The organism is Pseudomonas sp. SDT291_1_S447 (assembly GCF_054070155.1).
Genome location: NZ_JBSVXS010000065.1, coordinates 1 through 22149 on the forward strand (window position 1 = coordinate 1; position 22149 = coordinate 22149).

Genomic DNA, 22149 nt, shown 5'->3' on the forward strand with positions numbered 1-22149 from the left:
ATTCAAATCATTATTAACTGACAGACCGCTATCGCGAGCAGGCTCACTCCTACAAGGGATCTGCGTTGCTCCAGGCATAAAAAAAGGCCTCGCATCTGCGAGGCCTTTTATTTGGGCTTCAATCGGTTCAACTTTGCGGCCTCATCCCTTGAGAAAGTCCGAACATGAACAACAACAGATCATGATCAGGTTGGGTCGCCACGGAGGCTTTCGCCACCCGTGGGACTGCGCAGTGGGCGTCGTCTACAGACGCGCCAACCACCTGCATGCGAGGCTGCTCCCAGGCAGCCACCGCCAATGACGCAACTGCCAAGGCTCCAACCAAAAACAAACCTCGTGCAATTTCTAGTTTCATCGCTATAAACCTTTGATAGCGCTGCCAAACGCCGTCTCATAAAAGTAGACGAGTTTCTTCCAGTCCGCGTCGCGGAACGACGAGTGGCGGCGCAATTGCTTCATGTCATGGGAGGCCGCGCGATAGGCGGTCAGACGCTGGCGGCATTTCTCCAGATCGATCAAAGCGACCTCGACCTTGGCCGACTCGCCTTCACCGGTCACCCGCACAAACACGTGCTTGATGTAGATGCAGCTGTGCTGCCAACGGCCCTTGTGCATGCGCGCCAGGTTCTCGGCGAGGTCCTTGAGCACACGCTCATACACCCCGTCGCCACACTGATCGCGACCGCCGGCCGCCGCCAGCCAATGTTCCAGTTCCTGGAAACCGTCCAGGGATTTGGTGACCAGCAGTGCACGCCATTTGTGCTGCGGATCAGGCTGGGCGCCGCAGAAAACGATTTGCGGCACGCGCACACCGAGCTTGCTCACGCCGGTCAGTGCGTCGAGTTCGCGCAATACGGTCGGACGGCCGAACGGATGCAACCAGCTGCGGTAGATATGTCCGGTCTGACGCTTGGCGTACAGCAGTTGTCCGTCGCGCCCAACGATACGTTGCACACCGCTTTCGCCACCGCGTCGAACATTGGGTTCTTCCACCCACTCGCCGCGCTGGTTCCAGTAATAGTCAAAGCGATCTTGCGAAGCGACTTCCGTTTCTGCTGCCAATTGCACTGCCATCCTGTTACCTCTTGCGTAATACGTAAACTCGCCACATGGCATAGAGCGGAATAAAGTCCAGTTGTTCCTGAATTCGAAAACCTGCCTCCTCGAACTCCTTTTCCACCGTAGCGGCCGGTAACACAAAGCGATTCTGATACTCGCGTTTGTCACGGTTGCGCTCGGCACGCTGGCGTTTCCAGGCCTTGAAATTGCCGTCGACCCACAGCGAAACAATCACACTGTCCCGGGTGACACGCTCGAACTCGCGCAGAATCGCCCGGCGATGCTCGGCTTCACCGATGTGGTGGAGCAGACGCATGCAGAAAATGCTGTCGACGGCGTTATCCGGCAAGGCAATGTCGAACGCAGATGTGTGCAAGGGTTGTACCCGTTTCACCACATCGGCCGGTTGCGCTTGCATGGCCGTCGTGATCATCGACTCGGAATTGTCCGCGCCGATGATCACCCGGTTGGCCTTTTCGCCCAGCAATGGCCAGAACCGCCCTGCACCGCAAGGCAGATCCAGCACCAGCCCCGGCTCGCCGACCAGCGCCAGCGCCTTGCGAGCCAGTTGTTCATCACGCCAGTGAGAGAGCCGACGTCCAAGGCTTTCCTTGTGCTTGCGCAGATATTTCTGCGCGTGCTGATCGTCGTACTTCTCGGAAAAATCGAGTTTGATTGGGCCGGCCATCACCAGGACTCCTGAATTGCTGATGGCACCACCTTAGGGAGCGGCGTGTCAGCGTCAGGTCATCCATTTGTGAAAAAAATGTCAGGTAAACAGACAAATTATTACAGCGTTATACAGGATTCAGACAGGTTAGAGGGAGTAGCCTTGCGCCACCCCCTGCGTCAGATTTTGCCAAGATCCACTTCGAAGCGGCAGCCATTCGGTTCCATCGTGCTCAAACTGACGGTCCAGCCCTGGTTCTCGCAGATCCGCTGCACCAGCGACAACCCCAGCCCCAGACCTTCGCCGCGCTTTTCGCTGCCACGCACGAAAGGCTCGAACATGGCTTCGCGCTTTTCTTCCGGGATGCCGACGCCGGAGTCTTCGACCGCGAAGCCGTTGGCATTGAGTGTCAGGCGAATGAAACCGCTTTCGGTGTAATGCAGCGCGTTGCGCAACAGGTTGCCCATCACGGCATTCAACAGGGTCGCGTTGTAGCGAATGTCTGATGGACTGCCCGGTTCGAAGACCAGTTCCAAGCCCTTGCTCTCGATCGGCCCGCGCCACAGACACAACAGATTTTCGGCGACTTGCGAGAGGTTTTGCTGAAGTGCCATGCCGGCATCTTCATGCTGGGCGCGCGCCAGCATCAGGAAGGTTTGCACCAACTCGCGCATTTCCTCACTGGCGCGAGCAATACGCTCGACCTGAGAGCGACCACGCTGGTCGATCCCCGGGTTTTCCAGCAGCAGCTCGCAGGAACTGGCCAGCACCATCAGCGGCGTGCGCAATTCATGGCTGACGTCGCTGGTGAACAAACGCTCGCGGGTCAGCGCCTGACGCAGACGTCCCAGCGTGGCATCGAACGCCACCGCCAGTTCGCCGACTTCGTCAGCCGCATAATCCGGTGCCAGCGGTGGTGCCAGCCCGAGTAACTGGTCGCGGTGGCGCACCTGCCGGGCCAGGCGCACCACCGGCGCCATCACCTTGCGCGCGAGCACCCAGCCAAGGAACACCGCCAATGCCAGGCTGAGCACGAAACCCACCAGCACCACGGCAAACAGCACGCGTTCGCGCTCTTCGAAATCGCTTTGATCCTGGAGCAATACGTAACGTCGACCGTCGACGATTTCGACCATCGCGTGATACGACAGCTGCTCGCGAAACACTTCATGGAAACCTGAGTCGAGGTGGCGCAGATCCTTGGGCAACTCGAAATCGCCCGGTCCGCCGCTGAAATAGAACAACTGATCCGGCTCCGGACGGTGGCTCCAGTCCGAAACGTTGTCCATCAGCAGCAAACGCTGCAGATCACCGCCCAGCCCTGCCGAAATCAGCTTTTCTTCGACCAGGTGCACGGTCGCGACGATGCCCATGGCAAAGGCACCGGCGACCAGGGCGCTCATCAAGGCAAAGGCAATAATGATCCGCTGGGATAGGCTTTGCTTAAACTCCATTACACATCGGCCAGCCGGTAACCCACGCCGTGCACGGTGTGCAGCAATGGTTTGGTGAACGGTTTGTCGATCACCTGACGCAATTGGTGAACGTGACTGCGCAGGCTGTCGCTGTCCGGGCAATCATCGCCCCACAGCGCTTCTTCGAGAATTTCCCGACGTAGCACGTGCGGACTTTTCTGCATCAACACCGCCAGCAATTTGAGGCCTACCGGGTTGAGCTTCAGCAGTTTGCCGTCGCGGGTCACTTCCAGCGTGTCGAGGTCGTAGCTCAGATCGGCGACCTGCAGCGCACGGCGGCCACCACCCTGCGCACGGCGCATCACCGCTTCGACCCGCGCGGCCAGCTCGGACAAGGCAAATGGCTTGATCAGATAATCATCAGCCCCAGACTTGAAACCCTGCAGACGATCGTCGAGCTGATCACGAGCAGTGAGCATGATCACCGGCGTGTCGCGGCGGGCATCTTCACGCAGGCGTTTGCACAGGGTGTAGCCGTCGATGCCCGGCAACATGATGTCGAGCACGATCAGGTCGTAATGCTCGGTGGCGGCCAGATGCAGACCCGACAGACCGTCCTGGGCGCAATCGACGGTATAGCCTTTGAGGCCCAGATAATCGGCCAGATTGGCCAGGATGTCGCGGTTGTCTTCGACCAACAGAATTCGCATGGGCACCTCCTCCGTACGGGGTAACGGCCTACTTGGCCCGCGCAGCTTACGGCCAAGTGTGGCTCAGGGCTAGGCGTGTGTCGGGTTGTTTAGCGATAAAAATGCTCATTGCGCACGCCAACGTTTTTTTCACTTTCGGTTAACAAATCGGCGACGCCCGCACGCGCAGACTCCGCGCGGTTGCGCTCCTCAGAACATACTTACCGACCAAGGAATTGCCCATGGCGTCGACTTCTGCCCGTCCCGTTTCCAGGCCACTGAATTTCTGGTTGTGTCTGGGAATACCCGCCGTCGCGGCGGTCATTCTGGTACTGCTCGAATTGACCGAGTTGGACATGTATCTGGCCCGCCTGTTCTACGACCCGGTTGCGGGCGACTTTATCGGGCGGCATAGTTTCTTCCTCGAGGACATCCTGCATGACCGGGCCAAACAAGTGGTCATTGCGTTCTCGGTGTTTGCCATCCTCGGTTTTATCGGCTCGTTCTTCGTCGGCAGACTGAAACCGTTCAAGCGTGAGCTGGGCTGCCTGGTGCTGTCGCTGGGCCTGGCGACCTCGTTTGTCACTCCGGTCAAAGCCGTGACTGCGGTGCAATGCCCGTGGAGCCTGGAGCAATTCGGTGGCCATGAAACCTATAGCAAGTTGATGGAGCATCGCCCGCAGACCGACAAACCCGGGCGTTGCTGGCCGGGTGGTCATGCGGCGACGGGGTTTACTTTGTTTGCGTTGTTCTTTGTCCTGCGTGATCGGCGGCCGCGTCTGGCCAGACAGGCGTTTATCTTTGCCTTTGCATTGGGTTCGGTGTTCTCGATCAGCCGGATGATGCAGGGCGCACACTTCTTCTCGCACAACGTGTGGACGGCGATTTTCTGCTGGCTGATTTGTCTGGGGTCGTATTACTGGGTGCTGTATCGCCCGGCGGTGAAAACCGAGGCCGTGGTCAAGGCACAACCGGTCAGCGCCTGAAATATAGATCCAATTGTGGGAGCGAGCCTGCTCGCGAATGCGCTGTGTCATTCAACATTAATGCTGGCTGATCCGCCCCCTTCGCGAGCAGGCTCGCTCCCACAGGGGATTGTTATAACGCTGAAATACGGACAATAAAAAACCCCGCTGACTTTCGTCAGCGGGGTTTTGCGTTACAGGGGTAAGGCTGGCTTACATCATGCCGCCCATGCCACCCATGCCGCCCATGTCTGGCATGCCGCCGCCAGCGCCGCCGTCTTTCTTCGGCGCGTCAGCCACAGCTGCTTCGGTGGTCAGAATCAGACCGCCGATCGAGGCTGCAGCCTGCAGAGCGGAACGGGTTACCTTGGTTGGGTCCAGGATGCCCATTTCGATCATGTCGCCGTATTCGCCGGAAGCAGCGTTGTAACCGAAGTTACCTTTGCCGTTCTTGACTTCGTTGACCACAACGCTTGGCTCGTCGCCGGAGTTGGAAGCGATCTGACGCATCGGCGCTTCAACAGCACGACGCAGAACAGCGATACCAACGTCCTGATCAGCGTTGTCGCCTTTCAGGTCAAGGATGGCTTCCAGAGCGCGGATCAGCGCAACGCCACCGCCAGGTACCACGCCTTCTTCAACGGCTGCGCGAGTTGCGTGCAGGGCGTCTTCAACGCGGGCTTTCTTCTCTTTCATTTCAACTTCGGAACCAGCGCCAACCTTGATCACTGCAACGCCGCCGGACAGCTTGGCCAGACGCTCTTGCAGTTTTTCACGATCGTAGTCCGAGGAAGTTTCGGCAATCTGGGCGCGGATCTGAGCGATACGCGATTCGATGTCGCCTGCAACGCCAGCACCGTCAACGATGATGGTGTTTTCCTTGGAGATGGTCACGCGCTTGGCGCTGCCCAGGTTTTCCAGGGTAGCGGCTTCCAGGCTCAGGCCGATCTCTTCGGAGATAACGGTACCGCCGGTCAGAACGGCGATGTCCTGCAGCATGGCCTTGCGACGGTCGCCGAAGCCTGGCGCCTTGACGGCTGCGACTTTAACGATGCCACGCATGTTGTTCACAACCAGAGTCGCCAGGGCTTCGCCTTCAACGTCTTCGGAAACGATCAGCAGTGGACGGCCGGCTTTGGCAACGGCTTCCAGCACTGGCAGCATTTCGCGGATGTTCGAGATCTTTTTGTCGACCAGCAGCACCAGTGGGTTGTCCAGTTCGGCAACCATGGTTTCCGGCTTGTTGACGAAGTACGGGGACAGGTAGCCACGGTCGAACTGCATGCCTTCTACAACCGACAGTTCGTTTTCCAGGCCAGTGCCTTCTTCAACGGTGATCACGCCTTCTTTACCGACTTTTTCCATGGCTTCGGCAATGATGTCGCCGATGGAGCTGTCGGAGTTGGCCGAGATGGTGCCTACCTGAGCGATGGCCTTGGTGTCAGCGCATGGCTTGGACAGGTTCTTCAGCTCTTTGACGATAGCGATGGTCGCTTTGTCGATACCGCGCTTCAGGTCCATCGGGTTCATGCCGGCAGCGACGGCTTTCAGGCCTTCGTTGACGATCGACTGAGCCAGAACGGTAGCGGTGGTAGTACCGTCACCAGCGTCATCGTTGGCACGGGAGGCAACGTCTTTGACCAGCTGCGCGCCCATGTTTTCGAAACGGTCTTCGAGTTCGATTTCTTTGGCGACGGAAACGCCGTCCTTGGTGATGGTCGGAGCGCCGAAGCTCTTCTCGATGATCACGTTACGGCCTTTCGGGCCCAGGGTCGCTTTTACTGCGTCAGCCAGGACGTTGACGCCCTTGAGCATTTTTTTACGGGCGGAATCGCCAAACAGAACTTCTTTAGCAGCCATGATCGATATTCCTTAAATACTTTGTAGTAGCGGGAAAATGAACGGGGGTATCAGCCTTCGATAACAGCGAGGATTTCGTTCTCGCTCATTACCAGCAGGTCTTCGCCGTCGACTTTCACAGTGTTGCTGCCGGAGTAAGGACCGAACACAACCTTGTCGCCTTCTTTAACGGACAGTGCGCGCACTTCGCCGTTTTCCAGAGCTTTGCCCGGGCCTACAGCGAGAATCACACCGTGGTTGGCTTTTTCAGCAGCCGAACCTGGCAGGACGATACCGCCAGCGGTTTTCTTTTCTTCTTCGCTGCGACGGATTACGACGCGGTCATGCAGAGGACGAAGCTTCATTGTCGATCTCTCCTAATTGTGGTTTTCATCGGCCGGTGTAGTCCCGGCGGGTTTAACAAATCCGGCCTGCGCCGGTTGCGGTTCGTCGAGCGAACCGCGGAAGACTGACTGGCTCAAATGCCAGAAACCTTTCGGTGACCGATACATAAGGGCGCATAAGCTTATTACAAGGGCCAGGCGAAAAATTTTTCACCGATGTTCTGCATAAATGCGGCCCATAAACGAGCACGGCACCCGCAGGTGCCGTGTCGATAACGCAGTTACTTGCTGTCGCGGTGTTCGAACTCGCCTTCGATCACATCACCCTCGCGGCCCAGAGGCTGACGCGGTGCAGGACCGCCACGGGGTTGCAGGTCGTCGGCGAACGCGCGCTGACGCATGGCCTGCTCTTCGGCGCGCTGGCGCATTTTATTCGCCAGCAGACGACGCGTGAACGGCAGCAGCATGACCAGACCGACCACATCGCTGATAAAGCCAGGCAGGATCAACAGACCACCGGCCAAAGCCAGCATCAGCCCTTCAAGCATGGTTTGCGCAGGCAGTTCGCCACGGTTCAGGCTTTCACGGGCACGCAGGGCCGTAGCCAGACCGGCGACGCGCAGCACGAACACGCCGAACATCGAGCCGAGAATAATCAGCAGCAGGGCCGGGAAAAACCCGATGGAACCTGCCACTTTGACGAATACGAACAGCTCCAGCACTGGAAACAGCAGAAAGAGCAACAGAAAAGGGCGCATCAAAGTTTCCTCAACGCAAGAAATGCCTTGCAGTAAGCCTTAGATGACGTCGCCCTTTCGTGAATTCAAGCGTCGACCACTGCATTTTTTGGCCAGACCTGTGCGTGAGCCAATGAAACCAAGGCTTCGCGCACTTGTGTCGGCGTATGACAAGAGGCTTGAAACGGTAGCCAGTACAGCGCCTGACCGATGCGCAGGTGCATGCCTTCGCTGTCGATCCCGGCCAGTTGCGCCGGTACGCTTTTCGGCAGACCGGCCAGATCGACGTAGTGCGCAATGGCCTTGGCATGGTCGCTATTCATGTGCTCGACCATGCCGATTTCGGCTTTGCCGGCAAACGGGTTGGCCAGGGTCAGTTGGTCAATCCAGTGAATCGCGCCGAAACCGCCGATGTAGCGGTGGCGCACCGGGCTCAATACCCAGAAATCGAAGTCGTGGGCCTTGTGATAGTTCTGCGAGTCAGGGAAATAGCGGTAATAACGCTCGGCCGCCGCTTCAATGCTGGCCGCGTCTGCAAGCTTTTGCGCCTCGGCCAGATAGGTCAGGCGACCAACGGCTTGTACGTCATCGGCCTCACGTTCGCCCACCAACATCGAGCATTTCGGGTCTTTTTGCAGGTTGTGGGTGTGCTGGGCGATGCGGCTGATCAGGATCAGCGGGCGGCCCTGCTCGTCGAGGCAGTAAGGCACCACGGAGCCAAAGGGAAAACCGGGCATCGATTTGGAGTGGGTCGACAGCACTCCACGGTATTCCTTGAGAAGCAATTCTCGGGCATTCTTCGCCACTTCAACGCTCAATTTATGACTCCTTAAATAGAATCCGTCGAAAAAACGGACAGGCGCCCGGGATCAAGTCCCAGTCACGCCAGCGGGCAATTCTCATGTGCAACCCAGCCACGGCCGGTGCAGATCGGGAGTCGCTGAAAACAAAAACTACTCAGACCTGCTATCGGGGCATGCGAATGCAACTCAACGACAAAGTAATCATTATCACTGGCGGTTGCCAGGGTTTGGGCCGTTCGATGGCCGAGTATTTCGCCGGCAAAGGCGCGAAGCTCGCCCTCGTCGACCTCAATCAGGAAAAGCTCGACGACGCGGTCGCGGCTTGCAAGGCCAAGGGCGTCGAGGCGCGCAGCTATCTGTGCAACGTCGCCAATGAAGAGCAGGTCGAGCACATGGTTGCTCAGGTTGCCGCCGACTTCGGTGCCATTCATGGCCTGATCAACAACGCCGGGATCCTCCGTGATGGCCTGCTGCTCAAGGTCAAGGACGGCGAAATGACCAAGATGAGCCTGGCACAGTGGCAGGCGGTGATCGACGTCAACCTGACCGGCGTGTTCCTCTGCACCCGTGAGGTGGCGGCGAAAATGGTCGAGCTGAAGAACAGCGGCGCGATCATCAACATCTCGTCGATCTCGCGTGCAGGCAACGTTGGCCAGACCAATTATTCCGCGGCCAAGGCCGGTGTAGCGGCGGCGACGGTGACTTGGGCGAAAGAACTGGCGCGTTATGGCATTCGTGTAGCGGGGATTGCACCGGGTTTCATCGAAACCGAGATGACCCTGGGCATGAAACCGGAAGCGCTGGAGAAGATGACTTCGGGGATTCCGCTCAAGCGCATGGGCAAGCCGGAAGAAATTGCACATTCGGCGGCGTATATCTTCGAAAACGACTATTACACCGGACGGATTCTGGAGATGGATGGCGGGTTGCGCATCTGACTGCCAACACAAAATAAATGTAGGAGTGAGCCTGCTCGCGATTGCGGTCATTCATTCAACAAATCTGTTGAATGTTATTCCGCTATCGCGAGCAGGCTCACTCCTACAGGGTTATCGGTGTTGCTGATTGATCAATCGTCGCTGATAGTGATATTCGGCATCGCCGGCGTCGCCGCTTCCTGCAATACAATCCGCGCGCCGACGTGGCGGGCCAGTTCCTGATAGACCATGGAAATCTGGCTGTCCGGCTCGGCGATCACCGTTGGCTTGCCGCCATCGGCCTGCTCGCGGATCAACATCGACAGCGGCAGCGAAGCCAGCAGCTCTACGCCGTATTGGGTCGCCAGTTTCTCACCACCGCCCTCACCGAACAGATGCTCGGCATGCCCGCAGTTCGAGCAGATGTGCACGGCCATGTTTTCCACCACACCCAGTACCGGAATGTTGACCTTACGGAACATTTCCACGCCTTTGCGCGCATCCAGCAACGCCAGATCCTGTGGCGTGGTGACGATCACCGCGCCGGCCACCGGGACTTTTTGCGCCAAAGTCAGCTGGATATCGCCAGTGCCTGGCGGCATGTCGATAACCAGATAGTCCAGATCGCCCCACGCGGTTTGCGTGACCAGTTGCAGCAGTGCGCCGGAGACCATCGGCCCGCGCCAGACCATCGGCGTGTTGTCGTCGGTCAGGAACGCCATCGACATGACCTCAACGCCGTGAGCCTTGAGCGGCACGAACCACTTCTGGTCCTTGACCTCAGGGCGGGTGCGCTCGGGGATGCCGAACATGATGCCTTGGCTCGGGCCGTAGATATCGGCGTCGAGAATGCCGACCTTGACGCCTTCACGGGCTAGGGCCAGCGCGAGGTTGGCGGCGGTGGTCGACTTGCCCACACCGCCCTTGCCCGAGGCCACGGCGACCACGTTCTTGACGTTGGCCAGCCCCGGGATCTGCGCCTGGGCTTTGTGCGCGGCGATGACCGTATTGATCTCTACTTTCGCGGCCGCGACACCGTCAAGGTTCTCGATGGCCAATTGCAGCATTTGCGCCCATCCGCTTTTGAACAGGCCGGCGGCATAACCGATTTCCAGCTGCACGGTGACGCGATCACCGACGATCTCGATGTGCTTCACGCAACCGGCGCTGACCGGGTCCTGGTTCAGGTAAGGGTCGGTGTATTGGCTGAGGACGGCTTCCACCGCTGCGCGAGTGATGGCGCTCATGGGCAACTCCGATAACAAGACTGGGAAAAGATGGCGGCTATCCTACCCCTTCTATCCTCCGGACGGCATGCCCGGCAACGATTTGCAGGGGTGAAATATCTTGCCCGGCGCTTTATAGTGGCCGACCTCCGTTTCATCAAGTAGCGAAGCCCCACATGTCCGAACCACGCAAGATCCTCGTCACCAGCGCCCTGCCCTACGCCAACGGTTCGATTCACCTTGGCCATATGCTGGAATATATCCAGACCGATATGTGGGTGCGCTTCCAGAAGCATCGCGGCAATCAATGCATTTACGTCTGCGCCGACGACGCCCACGGTTCGGCGATCATGCTGCGCGCGGAAAAGGAAGGCATCACCCCGGAACAACTGATCGCCAATGTGCAGGCTGAACACAGCGCCGACTTTGCCGAGTTCCTGGTTGATTTCGACAACTTCCACTCCACTCACGCCGAAGAAAACCGTGAGCTGTCGAGCCAGATCTACATCAAGCTGCGTGACGCCGGGCACATCGCCCAACGCTCGATCACCCAGTATTTCGACCCGGAAAAGAAAATGTTCCTGGCCGACCGCTTCATCAAGGGCACCTGCCCGAAATGCGGCACTGAAGACCAGTACGGCGACAACTGCGAAAAATGCGGCGCGACCTACGCCCCGACCGACCTGAAGGATCCGAAGTCGGCTATCTCTGGTGCCACCCCGGTGCTCAAGGATTCCCAGCACTTCTTCTTCAAACTGCCAGACTTCCAGCAAATGCTGCAGACCTGGACCCGCAGCGGCACCCTGCAAGACGCCGTCGCCAACAAGATCGCCGAATGGCTGGACGCCGGCCTGCAACAGTGGGACATCTCCCGCGATGCGCCGTACTTCGGTTTTGAGATCCCGGGCGAGCCGGGCAAGTATTTCTACGTGTGGCTGGACGCGCCAATCGGCTACATGGCCAGCTTCAAGAACCTCTGCGAGCGCACGCCGGAACTGGATTTCGACGCGTTCTGGGGCAAGGACTCCACCGCCGAGCTGTACCACTTCATCGGCAAGGACATCGTCAATTTCCACGCGCTGTTCTGGCCAGCGATGCTCGAAGGCGCGGGCTACCGCAAGCCGACCGGCATCAACGTGCACGGCTACCTGACCGTCAACGGCCAGAAGATGTCCAAGTCGCGCGGCACCTTCATCAAGGCCCGAACGTATCTGGATCACCTGTCGCCGGAATACCTGCGCTACTACTACGCGGCCAAACTCGGTCGTGGCGTCGATGACCTCGACCTGAACCTCGAAGACTTCGTGCAGAAGGTCAACTCCGACCTGGTCGGCAAAGTGGTCAACATCGCCAGCCGTTGCGCCGGATTCATCCAGAAAGGTAACGCTGGCCTGCTGGTCGGCACCAATGCCGCACCAGAGCTGACCGAGGCTTTCCTCGCTGCCGCGCCAAGCATTGCCGATGCTTATGAAGCCCGCGACTTCGCCCGTGCCATGCGTGAAACCATGGCCCTGGCCGACCGTGCCAACGCGTGGATCGCCGACAAAGCGCCGTGGTCGTTGAACAAACAGGAAGGCAAGCAGGATGAAGTCCAGGCGATCTGCGCCACCGCCATCAACCTGTTCCGCCAACTGGTGATCTTCCTCAAACCGGTGCTGCCGCTGCTGGCCGCCGATGCCGAGGCGTTCCTCAATGTCGCCCCGCTGACCTGGAACGACCACACCACGCTGCTGACCAACCACCAGTTGAACGAATTCAAACCGTTGATGACCCGCATCGACCCGGTAAAAGTGCAAGCCATGAGCGACGCCTCGAAAGAAGACCTCACCGCCAGCCAGACCGACACCGGTGCTGCTGCGCCTGCCGGCAACGGCGAACTGGCCAAGGATCCACTGTCGCCGGAAATCGACTTCGATGCCTTTGCCGCGATCGACCTGCGCGTCGCGCTGATCGTCAAGGCCGAACACGTTGAGGGTGCCGACAAGCTGCTGCGCCTGACACTGGATATCGGTGACGAGCAACGCAACGTGTTCTCGGGCATCAAGAGCGCATACCCGGATCCGTCCAAACTCGATGGTCGCCTGACCATGATGATCGCCAACCTCAAGCCACGGAAAATGAAGTTCGGTATCTCCGAAGGCATGGTGATGGCGGCCGGCCCTGGCGGTGAAGAAATCTACCTGCTGAGCCCGGACAGCGGCGCCAAGCCGGGTCAGCGCATCAAGTAAGCGACTGTTGCAGATCGATCCCACCGGCGTGCCTCGCATGTCGGTGGGATTTTTCATATCTGGCCCACACACCGCGGCTGCCGGATAATGCCTAACCTTATGAGACACCCGCCCGTTTCACCGGCAGAACCATGACCGAACTCGTGCTAACGCTTGTCAGTGCCGCGCTGCTCAACAACTTCGTGTTGCACTGGCCGCTGGGCGTCGATCCGCTGTTGGCGGGCAGTCGTCGCCAAGTCCATGCGCTGGGACTGGCGACGTTGTGCCTGATGCTGGTCGTCGGTGTACTCGGTTACGCGCTCTGGCATTGGCTGTTGGTGCCATTGCAACTGGAAGCCCTGCACCTGTTCGTCTTCCTGCCGCTGAACGTGCTATTGATCGCACCGATCCTGAAACTGTTGGCGCACGGGCTGCCCGCTTGGCCATTCGACGGGTTGTGGGCGCTGTTGCTGGGCAATGCCGGCGTACTCGGGCTGGCACTGATCAATGTGCAAGACGATCAAGGCCTGTTGCACGCGACGGCTTTGAGCCTCGGTGCCGGGCTGGGCTTCTGGCTGGTACTGAGCCTGTTCCAGGATTTGCGTGAACGCACGGTCGATAACGATATTCCCCTGCCCTTCCGTGGCCTGCCGATCGATCTGATCGGCGCCGGACTGATCGCAGTGATTTTTCTCGGATTCAGTGGACTGATCAAAACATGAGTCTGATTCAACGCATCGATGCCCTTCTGCCGCAGACCCAATGCGGCAAGTGCGGCCATCCCGGATGCAAGCCGTACGCACAAGGCATCGCCGAGGGCGAGCCGATCAACAAGTGTCCGCCGGGCGGTGAAGAAACCATTGCGGCGCTGGCCGACCTGTTGAAAGTGCCGGTGCTGGAACTCGATATCAGTCGCGGTTCGGCGCCGCCGCAGGTTGCCTATATCCGCGAAGCCGAATGCATCGGCTGCACCAAATGCATTCAGGCCTGTCCGATCGATGCCATCGTCGGCGCGGCAAAATTGATGCACACCGTGATCATCGATGAATGCACCGGCTGCGACCTGTGCGTCGCCCCATGCCCGGTGGATTGCATTGAAATGCACCCGCTGCCGCTCGGCACGCTGCCGGTGGTGGGAGGTCTGGCCTTCAATCTCGACGAGCAACGCGCTCGCGCCGTTAAACGTGATCACGCACGTCAACGCTTTGAGCGACGCAATGACCGTCTTCAACGCGAAGAACAACAGAAACAGGCTGAGCGTGAAGCCCGAGCGAAACGGGCGGCGCTACCTGAAGTGTCCGCAACCGACCCGGTGCAGGCGGCGCTGGAACGGGTGCGTGCGCAAAAAGCGGCGACCGCAGATGCGGCGTTGAAGAAAGCCAAGATCGATGTGGCCATGAGCCGTGCACAATTGCACAAGTCGTTGAAAGCTTTTGGCCATCCGCCGACGTTCGAGCAACAGTCGCAACTGATCGTGCTGCAGCAGCAGTTCGAGGTCGCGGAACACGCTTTGGCAAAACTCGAAACCAGCGCCCCGCCGGCCCCGATCGCCACGGCGCCGGCGAAAGATGCTGATTTGAAACGGGCGAAGATCCAACTGGCCATGCGCCGCGCCGAACTGAAAAAAGCGCAGACCGGCGAAGCCGCGCCGGAGCAGATCGCTCCCCTGGAACAGGCTTTGCGCGATGCCGAGCAGGCTTTGCATAATGCCGAAGCGACCAGCGAGCAGCCTTTGCCTGACCTGGTGCGAGTAGAAAAACGCCCTATCGACAGCCACCTTCGCCAGTTGAAAACCGAATTGGCCTACGCTCGCGCTGATCTGAACAAGCTCGAACGCCGCGCCGACACCCCGGCCGAAACCCTCGACAAGGCCCGCGCCCGCCTGCAAGACGCCGAGCGCCAGGTGCAAGACCATGTCGCCCCTTGAGGCGCCGGACGATCGCCTGCAACAGGCGATGAAGCTGGTACTGCTGGCGACGTTGCCGGGGCTGCTGGCGCTGTTCTGGTTTTACGGTTGGGGCTTGTTGATCAATCTGATCCTGTCCGCCAGCACTGCGTTGGTGGTCGAGGCCGGTATTACCCGCCTGCGCCGGCAACCGTTGCGGCCCACCCTGAGCGACGGCAGCGCGCTGGTCAGTGCAACCCTGCTTGCCGCAGCCTTGCCGCCATATTGCCCTTGGTGGCTGACAGTGGTCGCGATCGCCTCGGGCCTGCTGTTTGGCAAACACCTGTACGGCGGCGTAGGCAAAAACCCGTTCAATCCGGCCATGCTCGGTTTTGCTCTGGCGATCGTGATGTTCTCGCAGCCGATGACGCAGTGGCCTGTCCACGGTATGAGTCTGCTCGACGCCGTCCAGCAGGTATTCAACCCACGGCAAGCGCCGGATGCCTGGGTTCAGGCCACGGCGCTGGATACCTTGCGCATCAACAAAAGCCTGACCATCGATGAACTCTTCGCTGCCAACCCGGCCTTCGGGCAATTCGGCGGACATGGCGTGGAGTGGGTGAATCTGGCGTTTCTGGTTGGCGGGCTGTTTTTGCTGCAACGGCGAGTGTTCGGCTGGCACGCGCCGGTCGGTATGCTCGCCAGCCTGTTTCTGGTCAGTCTGCTGTGCTGGAATGGATCAGGCTCCGACTCTCATGGCTCGCCAGTGCTCCACCTGCTGAGCGGCGCAACCATGCTCGGCGCATTTTTCATCATTACTGAACCGGTGTCCGGCGCCAAAAGCCCGCTCGCCCGCCTGCTTTTCGGTGTTGGCGTCGGGTTGCTGACTTATCTGATTCGTACGTGGGGTGGTTACCCGGACGGTGTTGCGTTTGCCGTATTGCTGATGAATCTCTGCGTACCGGCACTGGAACGCTTTGCCGTAAGCCGACAGGCACGGACGACGCCATGAACCGATTGACGAGTGCACTTGCCCTGTCGCTTTTGGCCATTGTCGGCATCGGTACGACGTATCTGGTGCAACGCAGCAATGCCCCGCAGATTGCCGCCGAGCAACGCCTGATCGACAGCCACAGACTGCTCGATGTGCTCGCAATCAATAGTTACGACAATCAACCGCTGGAGCAGCCGCTGGCATTGGCGGATATTGTCTTGCCCCATAGCACGCTGACCGGCGGCTATCGCGCGACCCAGGCTGGGCGACCGGTAGCTGTGTTGTTGCGTAGCCAGTCCCAAGGTTATGCGGGCACTATCGAGTTACTGATCGCCATTGATGCCCAGGGAAAACTGCTGGGTGTGAAGTCCCTCAAGCAAAATGAAACTCCAGCGCTCGGCGGGCATTTGGGTGACTGGCCGAATGCCTGGCTTGGGACATTCACCGGCAAATCCAGTGATGGGCCGACGGATACCAGTTGGGCTTTGAAAAAGGATCAAGGCCAATTTGATCAGATAGCCGGGGCGACGATTACGTCCCGCGCGGCGATCAACGCGATCCATGACGCGTTGCGCTACTTCGATGCCCATCGAACGGCGCTGCTGGGGAGCGAACCATGAAGCGGATGGCAAAGCTGTCGAACTCACTGATGCTGGTAATCCTGCTGGGCACAACCAGCTCCCTGGCGGGCGCGTTGGGAGCCGCTTTGATGTTCATCACTGTGGCCGGTGCATACGGCTTTTGCATGGCACCTTTGCGATGGCGTACGTCGGGGGCAAGGACATTGCTGGCGAGTTTGTTGCTCGCGGCTACGTTGACCAGTTGTGCGGAGATCTTCGCGCAACGCTGGTTCTTGCCATGGCACCATGCGTTTGGTCTCTACGCTGGCCTGATCGGGCTGCAGTGCGTGGTGCTGGAGCACCATGGATTTTTCCGCCAGACACTGACCGAGCGCCTCAGACTCAGCGCCGGATTTGGCGTTTTGATGCTGATACTTGCCGGGTTACGAGAGCTCGCGGGCCGCGGAACCCTCGGTCACGGCCTGTTCGAACACTGGCAAGGTCTGGTCTTATTCAGTGCCGGGTTGCATTTGGCAACCGTGGTTCCCGGCGCTTTGATTTCGTTGGGGCTGCTGCTCGCAGCTCGTCAGGCGTGGACCGGCTCGAACTCTATTTTCAAGGAAACGCATCGCCCATGAATGCCGCAAAACGTCTTGAGATTTTTCGTCGACTGCATGAGGACAACCCCGAGCCGAAAACCGAACTGGCCTATACCTCGCCGTTCGAACTGCTGATTGCGGTAATTCTTTCAGCGCAATCGACCGACGTCGGTGTCAACAAAGCGACAGCGAAGCTGTTTCCGGTTGCCAACACGCCTTCAGCGATCCATGCACTGGGCGTCGAAGGGCTGTCCGAATACATCAAGACCATCGGCCTCTACAACAGCAAGGCCAAGAACGTCATCGAGACCTGCCGCTTGCTGGTCGAACGCCACGGCGGTGCAGTACCACAAACGCGTGAAGAGCTTGAAGCCTTGCCCGGCGTCGGTCGCAAAACTGCCAATGTGGTACTCAATACAGCTTTTCGCCAGTTGACCATGGCCGTCGACACGCACATCTTCCGCGTCAGCAACCGGACCGGCATCGCTCCCGGCAAGAACGTGGTCGAAGTGGAAAACAAACTGATGAAGTTTGTACCCAAACAATTTCTGCTCGACTCCCATCACTGGCTGATTCTCCACGGGCGCTATGTGTGCCTGGCCCGCAAGCCACGGTGCGGTAGCTGCCGAATTGAAGACCTGTGCGAGTACAAACACAAAACATCGGACGATTGACCGGCTATTGGAATTATTGAATGGTCGATTGAAAAAATCTTTTTTACCCGACGCGGGAATGTCGATATAAGGAGCGCCAAAGGCAGTCTTAGTGTGGGAGTGATTTATGAGTACTGACAAAGAGGAACTGGAACTGGATGACGACACCACGGAGGCAGATGACGCCGAACCGGCGGTTGAAGTTGCCAAGACCAATCTGAGCAAGCGCCGCACTATCGACAACCTGCTTGAGGAGCGCCGACTGCGAAAGCAATTGGCCGAGTACGATTTTGATCTGTGAAACTTGAAAGCCTCCCGAACCGGAGGCTTTTTACTTTCTGCGACTCACTGAATTCGATCGGCCCATGACCCCTTCAGCGACTGAAAGATTCAGACGAGCCCATTGCGCTGCGCCAACTCGATCAGATCTACCAGCGAGCGCGCATTGAGTTTCAGCAACAAGCGGGTCTTGTAAGTGCTCACGGTCTTGTTGCTCAGGAACATTCCATCGGCGATTTCCTTGTTCGTCTTGCCCCGCGCCAACTGCTGCAACACCATCATTTCGCGACCGGAAAGGCGATCCACCATATCGGCTTCACTGGCATTACCCAAACTGGTCCGCACTGTGTGGAGTGCCTGATTGGGAAAGTAACTGTATCCGGATAAAACCGCCTTGATCGCACTCAACAACTCGGTGAGATCCTGCTGTTTACAGACATAACCCGCCGCCCCTGATTGCATGCAGCGCATCGAAAAGTGCCCAGGGGCTTGCGAAGTCAACACCAGCACTTTAATAGGCATGGTTGTCGAAGTCAGGCGAGCAATAACCTCAAGCCCATCAAGTTTCGGTATTCCAATATCCAGAATGACTATATCCGGCATTTGCTCGCGAGCAAGTTGTAATGCATCTACACCATTATCAGTTTCTGCAATGACTTCGTAGCCATGACGTTCCATCAGCATACGTACCGCGAGACGAATGACGGGGTGGTCATCCACGATCAGCACTTTATTCATGGGCAAGTCCAGTTTCGCTGTTCGAGTTTTTAGAACACGCACAATAGCCCAGTCACTTGCCCCTTAGTATGCCAAGCCTTTCATGGACTCGCATCGCAAGACATCCCCTACAGTGATTGAGGATTATTCCTACAAAAAATCATTGCCCTCCTAAATATCCGACGACATACCGCTCTAGATACTGCGCAACCTGTCCGTTGCTGATTTGTAACCGCGTGCGCCTGCAAAGGCCGAAAAGCCTGCCAGAGCCTACGGTCAATGCATTACAAGCGTACGAACCGGATCAATACCCGTCCCACTAGTTAATAAACACTGAAACAAGATATTTACGGCCTTACAAAAACTTTTTGCTATAAATACAAACTCCAATCAACCACCTTACTAACAACCAAACAAAACGACGCCATCAAATGAGAAAACCAAAACAAAAGAACAAGACCATGTTAAGGATAAAAAACAAGATCAACAACCCAATGACAGTCATCGCAATATTCGCTGGACTCTCCGAGGCCTCGGCCGCTATTTCTCTACCCTTCCTCAATAATGAGGACCGGGCCGTATACGTGTGGTTCTTGATCAGCTTTCCATTTTACTTGTTATTTCTTTTTTTTATAACGCTTAATTTCAACTACCGCTCCCTCTATTCGCCTTCCGACTTCGGCAAAGACGAGAGCTTTTTAAAAGCAATGGACAGTAATGATCATGACAACAAACGAAATACGTTAACGCAGGAACCAGGCACACTCGATACGTTTGAAATATCAAGCCACATCGTGCCCTGCGAGAGCGCGGCTGCACTGTGCAAGGATTCGTGCAAAATCCATAACGTCCCCGACCCTCCGCCACGCGTCGATACGAATCAAAACCTTACCGTTCAACACAATATTCGCTTACCCGCATCCATCAGCAATCTTCATATTGTTGATGCACGCAATATTGAGGCGTCGAGAGAGTTCGCCACGATTCTGGAAAAAATCCGAAATTCCGATAAAAATACCGACCGGGTCATCGTGTTTCTTTCCAATCATGTGTCAGATGCTTCACTGACTAAAAATGCACTCCTGCAGATCAAACATGCAAAGAAAGGTTCGAGCACGACACTTTGCATTGTTTACAACCTGTGCTCACAAGCGGTGACGCTGCTGGGTCGCAATTGAACAGTCTGTCCTCGCCGCACATGCAGCCAGGCACTGGCATCACTCGACAACAAACTGACAACGAATTTAAAAAAAGGGCGGCCTTGTCTCGAAGACAAGGCCGCCCTTTCATTGCGCGTCAGCCTGAAAAATCTCAGAACAGCTTGCGGCCCTTGTTGGCAGCAATGCGCATGCGCAGCGCGTTGAGCTTGATGAAGCCCGCAGCGTCGGCCTGGTTGTAAGCACCACCGTCTTCTTCGAAGGTCGCGATGTTGGAATCGAACAGCGAATCGTCGGACTTGCGGCCAGTGACGATCACGTTGCCTTTGTACAACTTCAGGCGCACAACGCCGTTCACGTTGACCTGCGAAGCGTCGATCATCTGCTGCAGCATCAGACGTTCTGGGCTCCACCAGTAACCGGTGTAGATCAGGCTGGCGTATTTCGGCATCAGTTCGTCTTTGAGGTGAGCGACTTCGCGGTCCAGGGTGATCGATTCGATGGCGCGGTGAGCGCGCAGCATGATGGTGCCGCCCGGGGTTTCGTAGCAACCACGGGACTTCATGCCGACGTAACGGTTCTCGACGATGTCGAGACGGCCGATACCGTGGGCACCACCGATCTTGTTCAGCGTCGCCAGCACGGTGGCCGGAGTCATTTCGACGCCGTCCAGTGCAACGATGTCGCCGTTGCGGTAGGTCAGTTCCAGGTATTGCGCTTTATCAGGAGCGTTCTCCGGGGAGACGGTCCATTTCCACATGTCTTCTTCGTGCTCGGTCCAGGTATCTTCCAGCACGCCGCCTTCATAGGAGATGTGCAGCAGGTTGGCGTCCATCGAGTACGGGGACTTCTTCTTGCCGTGACGCTCGATCGGGATCGCGTGCTTCTCGGCGTAGTCCATCAGCTTCTCGCGGGACAGCAGGTCCCACTCACGCCATGGCGCAATGACTTTTACGCCTGGCTTGAGTGCGTAGGCACCCAGTTCGAAGCGCACCTGGTCGTTGCCTTTGCCGGTGGCGCCATGGGAAATGGCGTCAGCGCCGGTTTCGTTGGCGATTTCGATCAGACGTTTGGCGATCAGCGGACGTGCGATGGAGGTACCCAGCAGGTACTCGCCTTCGTAAACGGTGTTGGCGCGGAACATCGGGAACACGAAATCACGCACGAATTCTTCGCGCAGATCGTCGATGTAGATTTCTTTGACGCCCATGGCCTGAGCCTTGGCGCGGGCCGGCTCGACCTCTTCGCCTTGACCGAGATCAGCGGTGAAGGTCACCACTTCACAGTTATAAGTATCCTGCAGCCACTTGAGGATCACCGAAGTGTCCAGGCCGCCGGAATACGCCAGAACGACCTTGTTTACGTCCGCCATGCCATCACTCCACGGGGTTCTACGGAAAGCCGAGGAGTCTACCGCTCAAACGCGATAATTTACAGAGGCGCGACAGCTTAAGACGACAAAGCGACAGAATCTGTCGACAGCGCGACGATGACCAGCGGGTCAGGAAGTCGCTGCGGTGCTGGCTGGGGTGCTCGCCTGAGGCGCTGGAGCGGTGGTTGGCGCCACGCGTGCAAGCTTCACCGCAACCCGACGGTTCTTCGCCCGGTTGGCCGCATTGGTGTTCGGAACCAATGGGTATTGTTCACCGTGGAAACGTACTGTGATCTGCGATTCGGCGATGCCATTGGCCTTGAAGAAGTCGACCACTGCCAGCGCTCGGCGGCGCGACAGTTCACGGTTGGTCAGACGATTACCGCTGTTGTCGGAATGGCCATCGAGTTCGATGTGATTGACCGTCGGATCGGCCTTCATGAATTCGAGCATCACTTGCAGCTTGGCCTTGGCGGCGGCATCGAGGTCAACACCCTCGCCGGGGAAGCCGATCTGCGATTGCTTGATCTGGTCGAAATTCTGCGGCAGCAACTTCGCTACACAGGTCTGATAGTCGTTAAACGCCTTGCTGAATTTCACCGGCAATAAACGCACTTCCGAGACACGGCCATCGCCAGACGCGCGACGTACAACCGGGCTGCGACCGTCCAGCAGACCGCTGATCAGGCCACCGGCCTGGGATTGCGAACTGCTGAACAGCACGTTGCCACTGCCGAGCCGGACGTTGCCCAGATTGATGTCACCACGACCCGGCTGCCACGGTGCCGCCGCCGCCAGCAACGTCGCCGAACCACCGCCAAGCATGGCGTTGTAGGCATTCAGACGGAAGATCGCCTGTTCGCCGGCCTTGCGCACGAACTCACCCGAGCCGAAATCGGTGATCGGTTGGGTCAGACGACATTCGAACTTGTCGCCGGCGACCGTCCACTCAATGTTCTCCAGACGGGTCTGGTACGTGAGCGCCATCGCGGGAAGGCTGGCAAACACACTGAGCAAGGCTAAATAACGCTGGCGCACGGGAGGCTCCATTGGCTTCTGAAA

Annotated in this window: 23 protein-coding genes and 1 pseudogene; 11 read left to right on the top strand and 13 right to left on the bottom strand. The window is 57.9% G+C overall.

Annotated features, from left to right (window positions below; genetic code table 11):
* Positions 1–127: 127 nt before the first annotated feature.
* The 5 genes from ACW9IR_RS19040 to colR form a co-directional block, all read right to left on the bottom strand.
* On the bottom strand, positions 128–355 hold the full coding sequence (locus tag ACW9IR_RS19040) for a hypothetical protein (RefSeq protein WP_038369054.1): 228 nt from the start codon (positions 353–355) through the stop codon (positions 128–130).
* Between the two features lie 2 nt (positions 356–357).
* The gene (locus ACW9IR_RS19045) at positions 358–1074 is read right to left on the bottom strand and encodes a lipopolysaccharide kinase InaA family protein (protein ID WP_457464649.1); all 717 of its coding nucleotides are present in this window, start codon (positions 1072–1074) and stop codon (positions 358–360) included.
* Between the two features lie 4 nt (positions 1075–1078).
* Entirely contained in the window at positions 1079–1747 is a 669-nt protein-coding gene (locus tag ACW9IR_RS19050; protein WP_150729712.1) for a class I SAM-dependent methyltransferase, read from the bottom strand.
* A 161-nt stretch (positions 1748–1908) separates the two neighbouring features.
* Positions 1909–3183, bottom strand: coding sequence for a sensor histidine kinase (locus ACW9IR_RS19055; protein WP_102901049.1), 1275 nt, complete (start codon positions 3181–3183; stop codon positions 1909–1911).
* On the bottom strand, positions 3183–3854 hold the full coding sequence (gene colR / locus ACW9IR_RS19060; RefSeq protein WP_095123294.1) for a two-component system response regulator ColR: 672 nt from the start codon (positions 3852–3854) through the stop codon (positions 3183–3185). The genes ACW9IR_RS19055 and colR overlap by 1 nt, the downstream gene beginning before the upstream one ends.
* A gap of 221 nt (positions 3855–4075) precedes the next feature.
* On the opposite strand from colR, the gene ACW9IR_RS19065 reads away from it, so the two are divergent.
* Complete coding sequence (locus ACW9IR_RS19065) at positions 4076–4819, top strand: phosphatase PAP2 family protein (protein WP_457464652.1); 744 nt, start codon at positions 4076–4078, stop codon at positions 4817–4819.
* 192 nt (positions 4820–5011) lie between these two features.
* On the opposite strand, the gene groL is transcribed toward ACW9IR_RS19065, so the two are convergent.
* The 4 genes from groL to ACW9IR_RS19085 form a co-directional block, all read right to left on the bottom strand.
* Positions 5012–6658: a chaperonin GroEL gene (groL, locus tag ACW9IR_RS19070; protein ID WP_457464654.1), complete on the bottom strand. Its 1647-nt coding sequence runs from the start codon at positions 6656–6658 to the stop codon at positions 5012–5014.
* 50 nt (positions 6659–6708) lie between these two features.
* Entirely contained in the window at positions 6709–7002 is a 294-nt protein-coding gene (locus ACW9IR_RS19075; RefSeq protein WP_007916610.1) for a co-chaperone GroES, read from the bottom strand.
* Between the two features lie 260 nt (positions 7003–7262).
* The gene (locus ACW9IR_RS19080) at positions 7263–7739 is read right to left on the bottom strand and encodes an FxsA family protein (protein WP_102901046.1); all 477 of its coding nucleotides are present in this window, start codon (positions 7737–7739) and stop codon (positions 7263–7265) included.
* A 65-nt stretch (positions 7740–7804) separates the two neighbouring features.
* Positions 7805–8536 (bottom strand): HugZ family pyridoxamine 5'-phosphate oxidase, encoded by a 732-nt coding sequence (locus ACW9IR_RS19085; protein WP_102901044.1) that lies wholly within the window; start codon positions 8534–8536, stop codon positions 7805–7807.
* A 164-nt stretch (positions 8537–8700) separates the two neighbouring features.
* On the opposite strand from ACW9IR_RS19085, the gene ACW9IR_RS19090 reads away from it, so the two are divergent.
* Positions 8701–9459 (top strand): SDR family oxidoreductase, encoded by a 759-nt coding sequence (locus ACW9IR_RS19090; RefSeq protein ID WP_053123391.1) that lies wholly within the window; start codon positions 8701–8703, stop codon positions 9457–9459.
* A gap of 131 nt (positions 9460–9590) precedes the next feature.
* Here the strand turns inward: ACW9IR_RS19090 and apbC are convergent, their stop codons facing one another.
* Entirely contained in the window at positions 9591–10685 is a 1095-nt protein-coding gene (gene apbC, locus ACW9IR_RS19095) for an iron-sulfur cluster carrier protein ApbC (protein ID WP_457464658.1), read from the bottom strand.
* Positions 10686–10840: 155 nt separating this feature from the next.
* Here apbC and metG point away from each other — a divergent pair, with 155 nt between their 5' ends.
* The 8 genes and pseudogenes from metG to ACW9IR_RS19135 all read left to right on the top strand — a co-directional run bounded on the left by metG (position 10841) and on the right by ACW9IR_RS19135 (position 17863).
* Positions 10841–12892 carry a methionine--tRNA ligase gene (gene metG / locus ACW9IR_RS19100; RefSeq protein ID WP_457464660.1) on the top strand — a complete coding sequence of 684 codons (2052 nt, stop codon included), beginning with the start codon at positions 10841–10843 and terminating at the stop codon, positions 12890–12892.
* A gap of 131 nt (positions 12893–13023) precedes the next feature.
* A complete protein-coding gene (locus ACW9IR_RS19105) occupies positions 13024–13593 on the top strand; it encodes an Rnf-Nqr domain containing protein (RefSeq protein WP_102901039.1) in 570 nt (189 codons plus the stop codon).
* A gap of 17 nt (positions 13594–13610) precedes the next feature.
* Positions 13611–13985 (top strand): annotated as a pseudogene (gene rsxB, locus ACW9IR_RS19110) (electron transport complex subunit RsxB); the annotation flags it as partial.
* 799 nt (positions 13986–14784) lie between these two features.
* Entirely contained in the window at positions 14785–15768 is a 984-nt protein-coding gene (locus tag ACW9IR_RS19115; RefSeq protein ID WP_102901036.1) for an RnfABCDGE type electron transport complex subunit D, read from the top strand.
* Positions 15765–16370 carry an RnfABCDGE type electron transport complex subunit G gene (locus ACW9IR_RS19120; RefSeq protein WP_457464663.1) on the top strand — a complete coding sequence of 202 codons (606 nt, stop codon included), beginning with the start codon at positions 15765–15767 and terminating at the stop codon, positions 16368–16370. Before ACW9IR_RS19115 ends, ACW9IR_RS19120 begins: the two co-directional genes overlap by 4 nt.
* The gene (locus ACW9IR_RS19125; protein WP_457464665.1) at positions 16367–16948 is read left to right on the top strand and encodes an Rnf-Nqr domain containing protein; all 582 of its coding nucleotides are present in this window, start codon (positions 16367–16369) and stop codon (positions 16946–16948) included. The genes ACW9IR_RS19120 and ACW9IR_RS19125 overlap by 4 nt, the downstream gene beginning before the upstream one ends.
* Complete coding sequence (gene nth / locus ACW9IR_RS19130) at positions 16945–17583, top strand: endonuclease III (RefSeq protein WP_102901032.1); 639 nt, start codon at positions 16945–16947, stop codon at positions 17581–17583. Before ACW9IR_RS19125 ends, nth begins: the two co-directional genes overlap by 4 nt.
* Before the next feature lie 106 nt (positions 17584–17689).
* Positions 17690–17863 (top strand): PA3496 family putative envelope integrity protein, encoded by a 174-nt coding sequence (locus ACW9IR_RS19135; RefSeq protein ID WP_180988132.1) that lies wholly within the window; start codon positions 17690–17692, stop codon positions 17861–17863.
* Between the two features lie 89 nt (positions 17864–17952).
* Here the strand turns inward: ACW9IR_RS19135 and ACW9IR_RS19140 are convergent, their stop codons facing one another.
* Positions 17953–18579 carry a response regulator transcription factor gene (locus ACW9IR_RS19140; protein ID WP_095123262.1) on the bottom strand — a complete coding sequence of 209 codons (627 nt, stop codon included), beginning with the start codon at positions 18577–18579 and terminating at the stop codon, positions 17953–17955.
* 440 nt (positions 18580–19019) lie between these two features.
* Between ACW9IR_RS19140 and ACW9IR_RS19145 the strand changes: the two genes are divergently transcribed.
* Complete coding sequence (locus ACW9IR_RS19145; RefSeq protein ID WP_102901094.1) at positions 19020–19736, top strand: hypothetical protein; 717 nt, start codon at positions 19020–19022, stop codon at positions 19734–19736.
* A gap of 133 nt (positions 19737–19869) precedes the next feature.
* On the opposite strand, the gene ACW9IR_RS19150 is transcribed toward ACW9IR_RS19145, so the two are convergent.
* Both ACW9IR_RS19150 and ACW9IR_RS19155 read right to left on the bottom strand, forming a co-directional pair.
* Positions 19870–21087, bottom strand: a complete 1218-nt coding sequence (locus tag ACW9IR_RS19150) for an argininosuccinate synthase (RefSeq protein WP_007916658.1) — start codon at positions 21085–21087, stop codon at positions 19870–19872.
* A gap of 129 nt (positions 21088–21216) precedes the next feature.
* Positions 21217–22125 (bottom strand): flagellar protein MotY, encoded by a 909-nt coding sequence (locus ACW9IR_RS19155; RefSeq protein ID WP_095123258.1) that lies wholly within the window; start codon positions 22123–22125, stop codon positions 21217–21219.
* Positions 22126–22149: the final 24 nt, after the last annotated feature.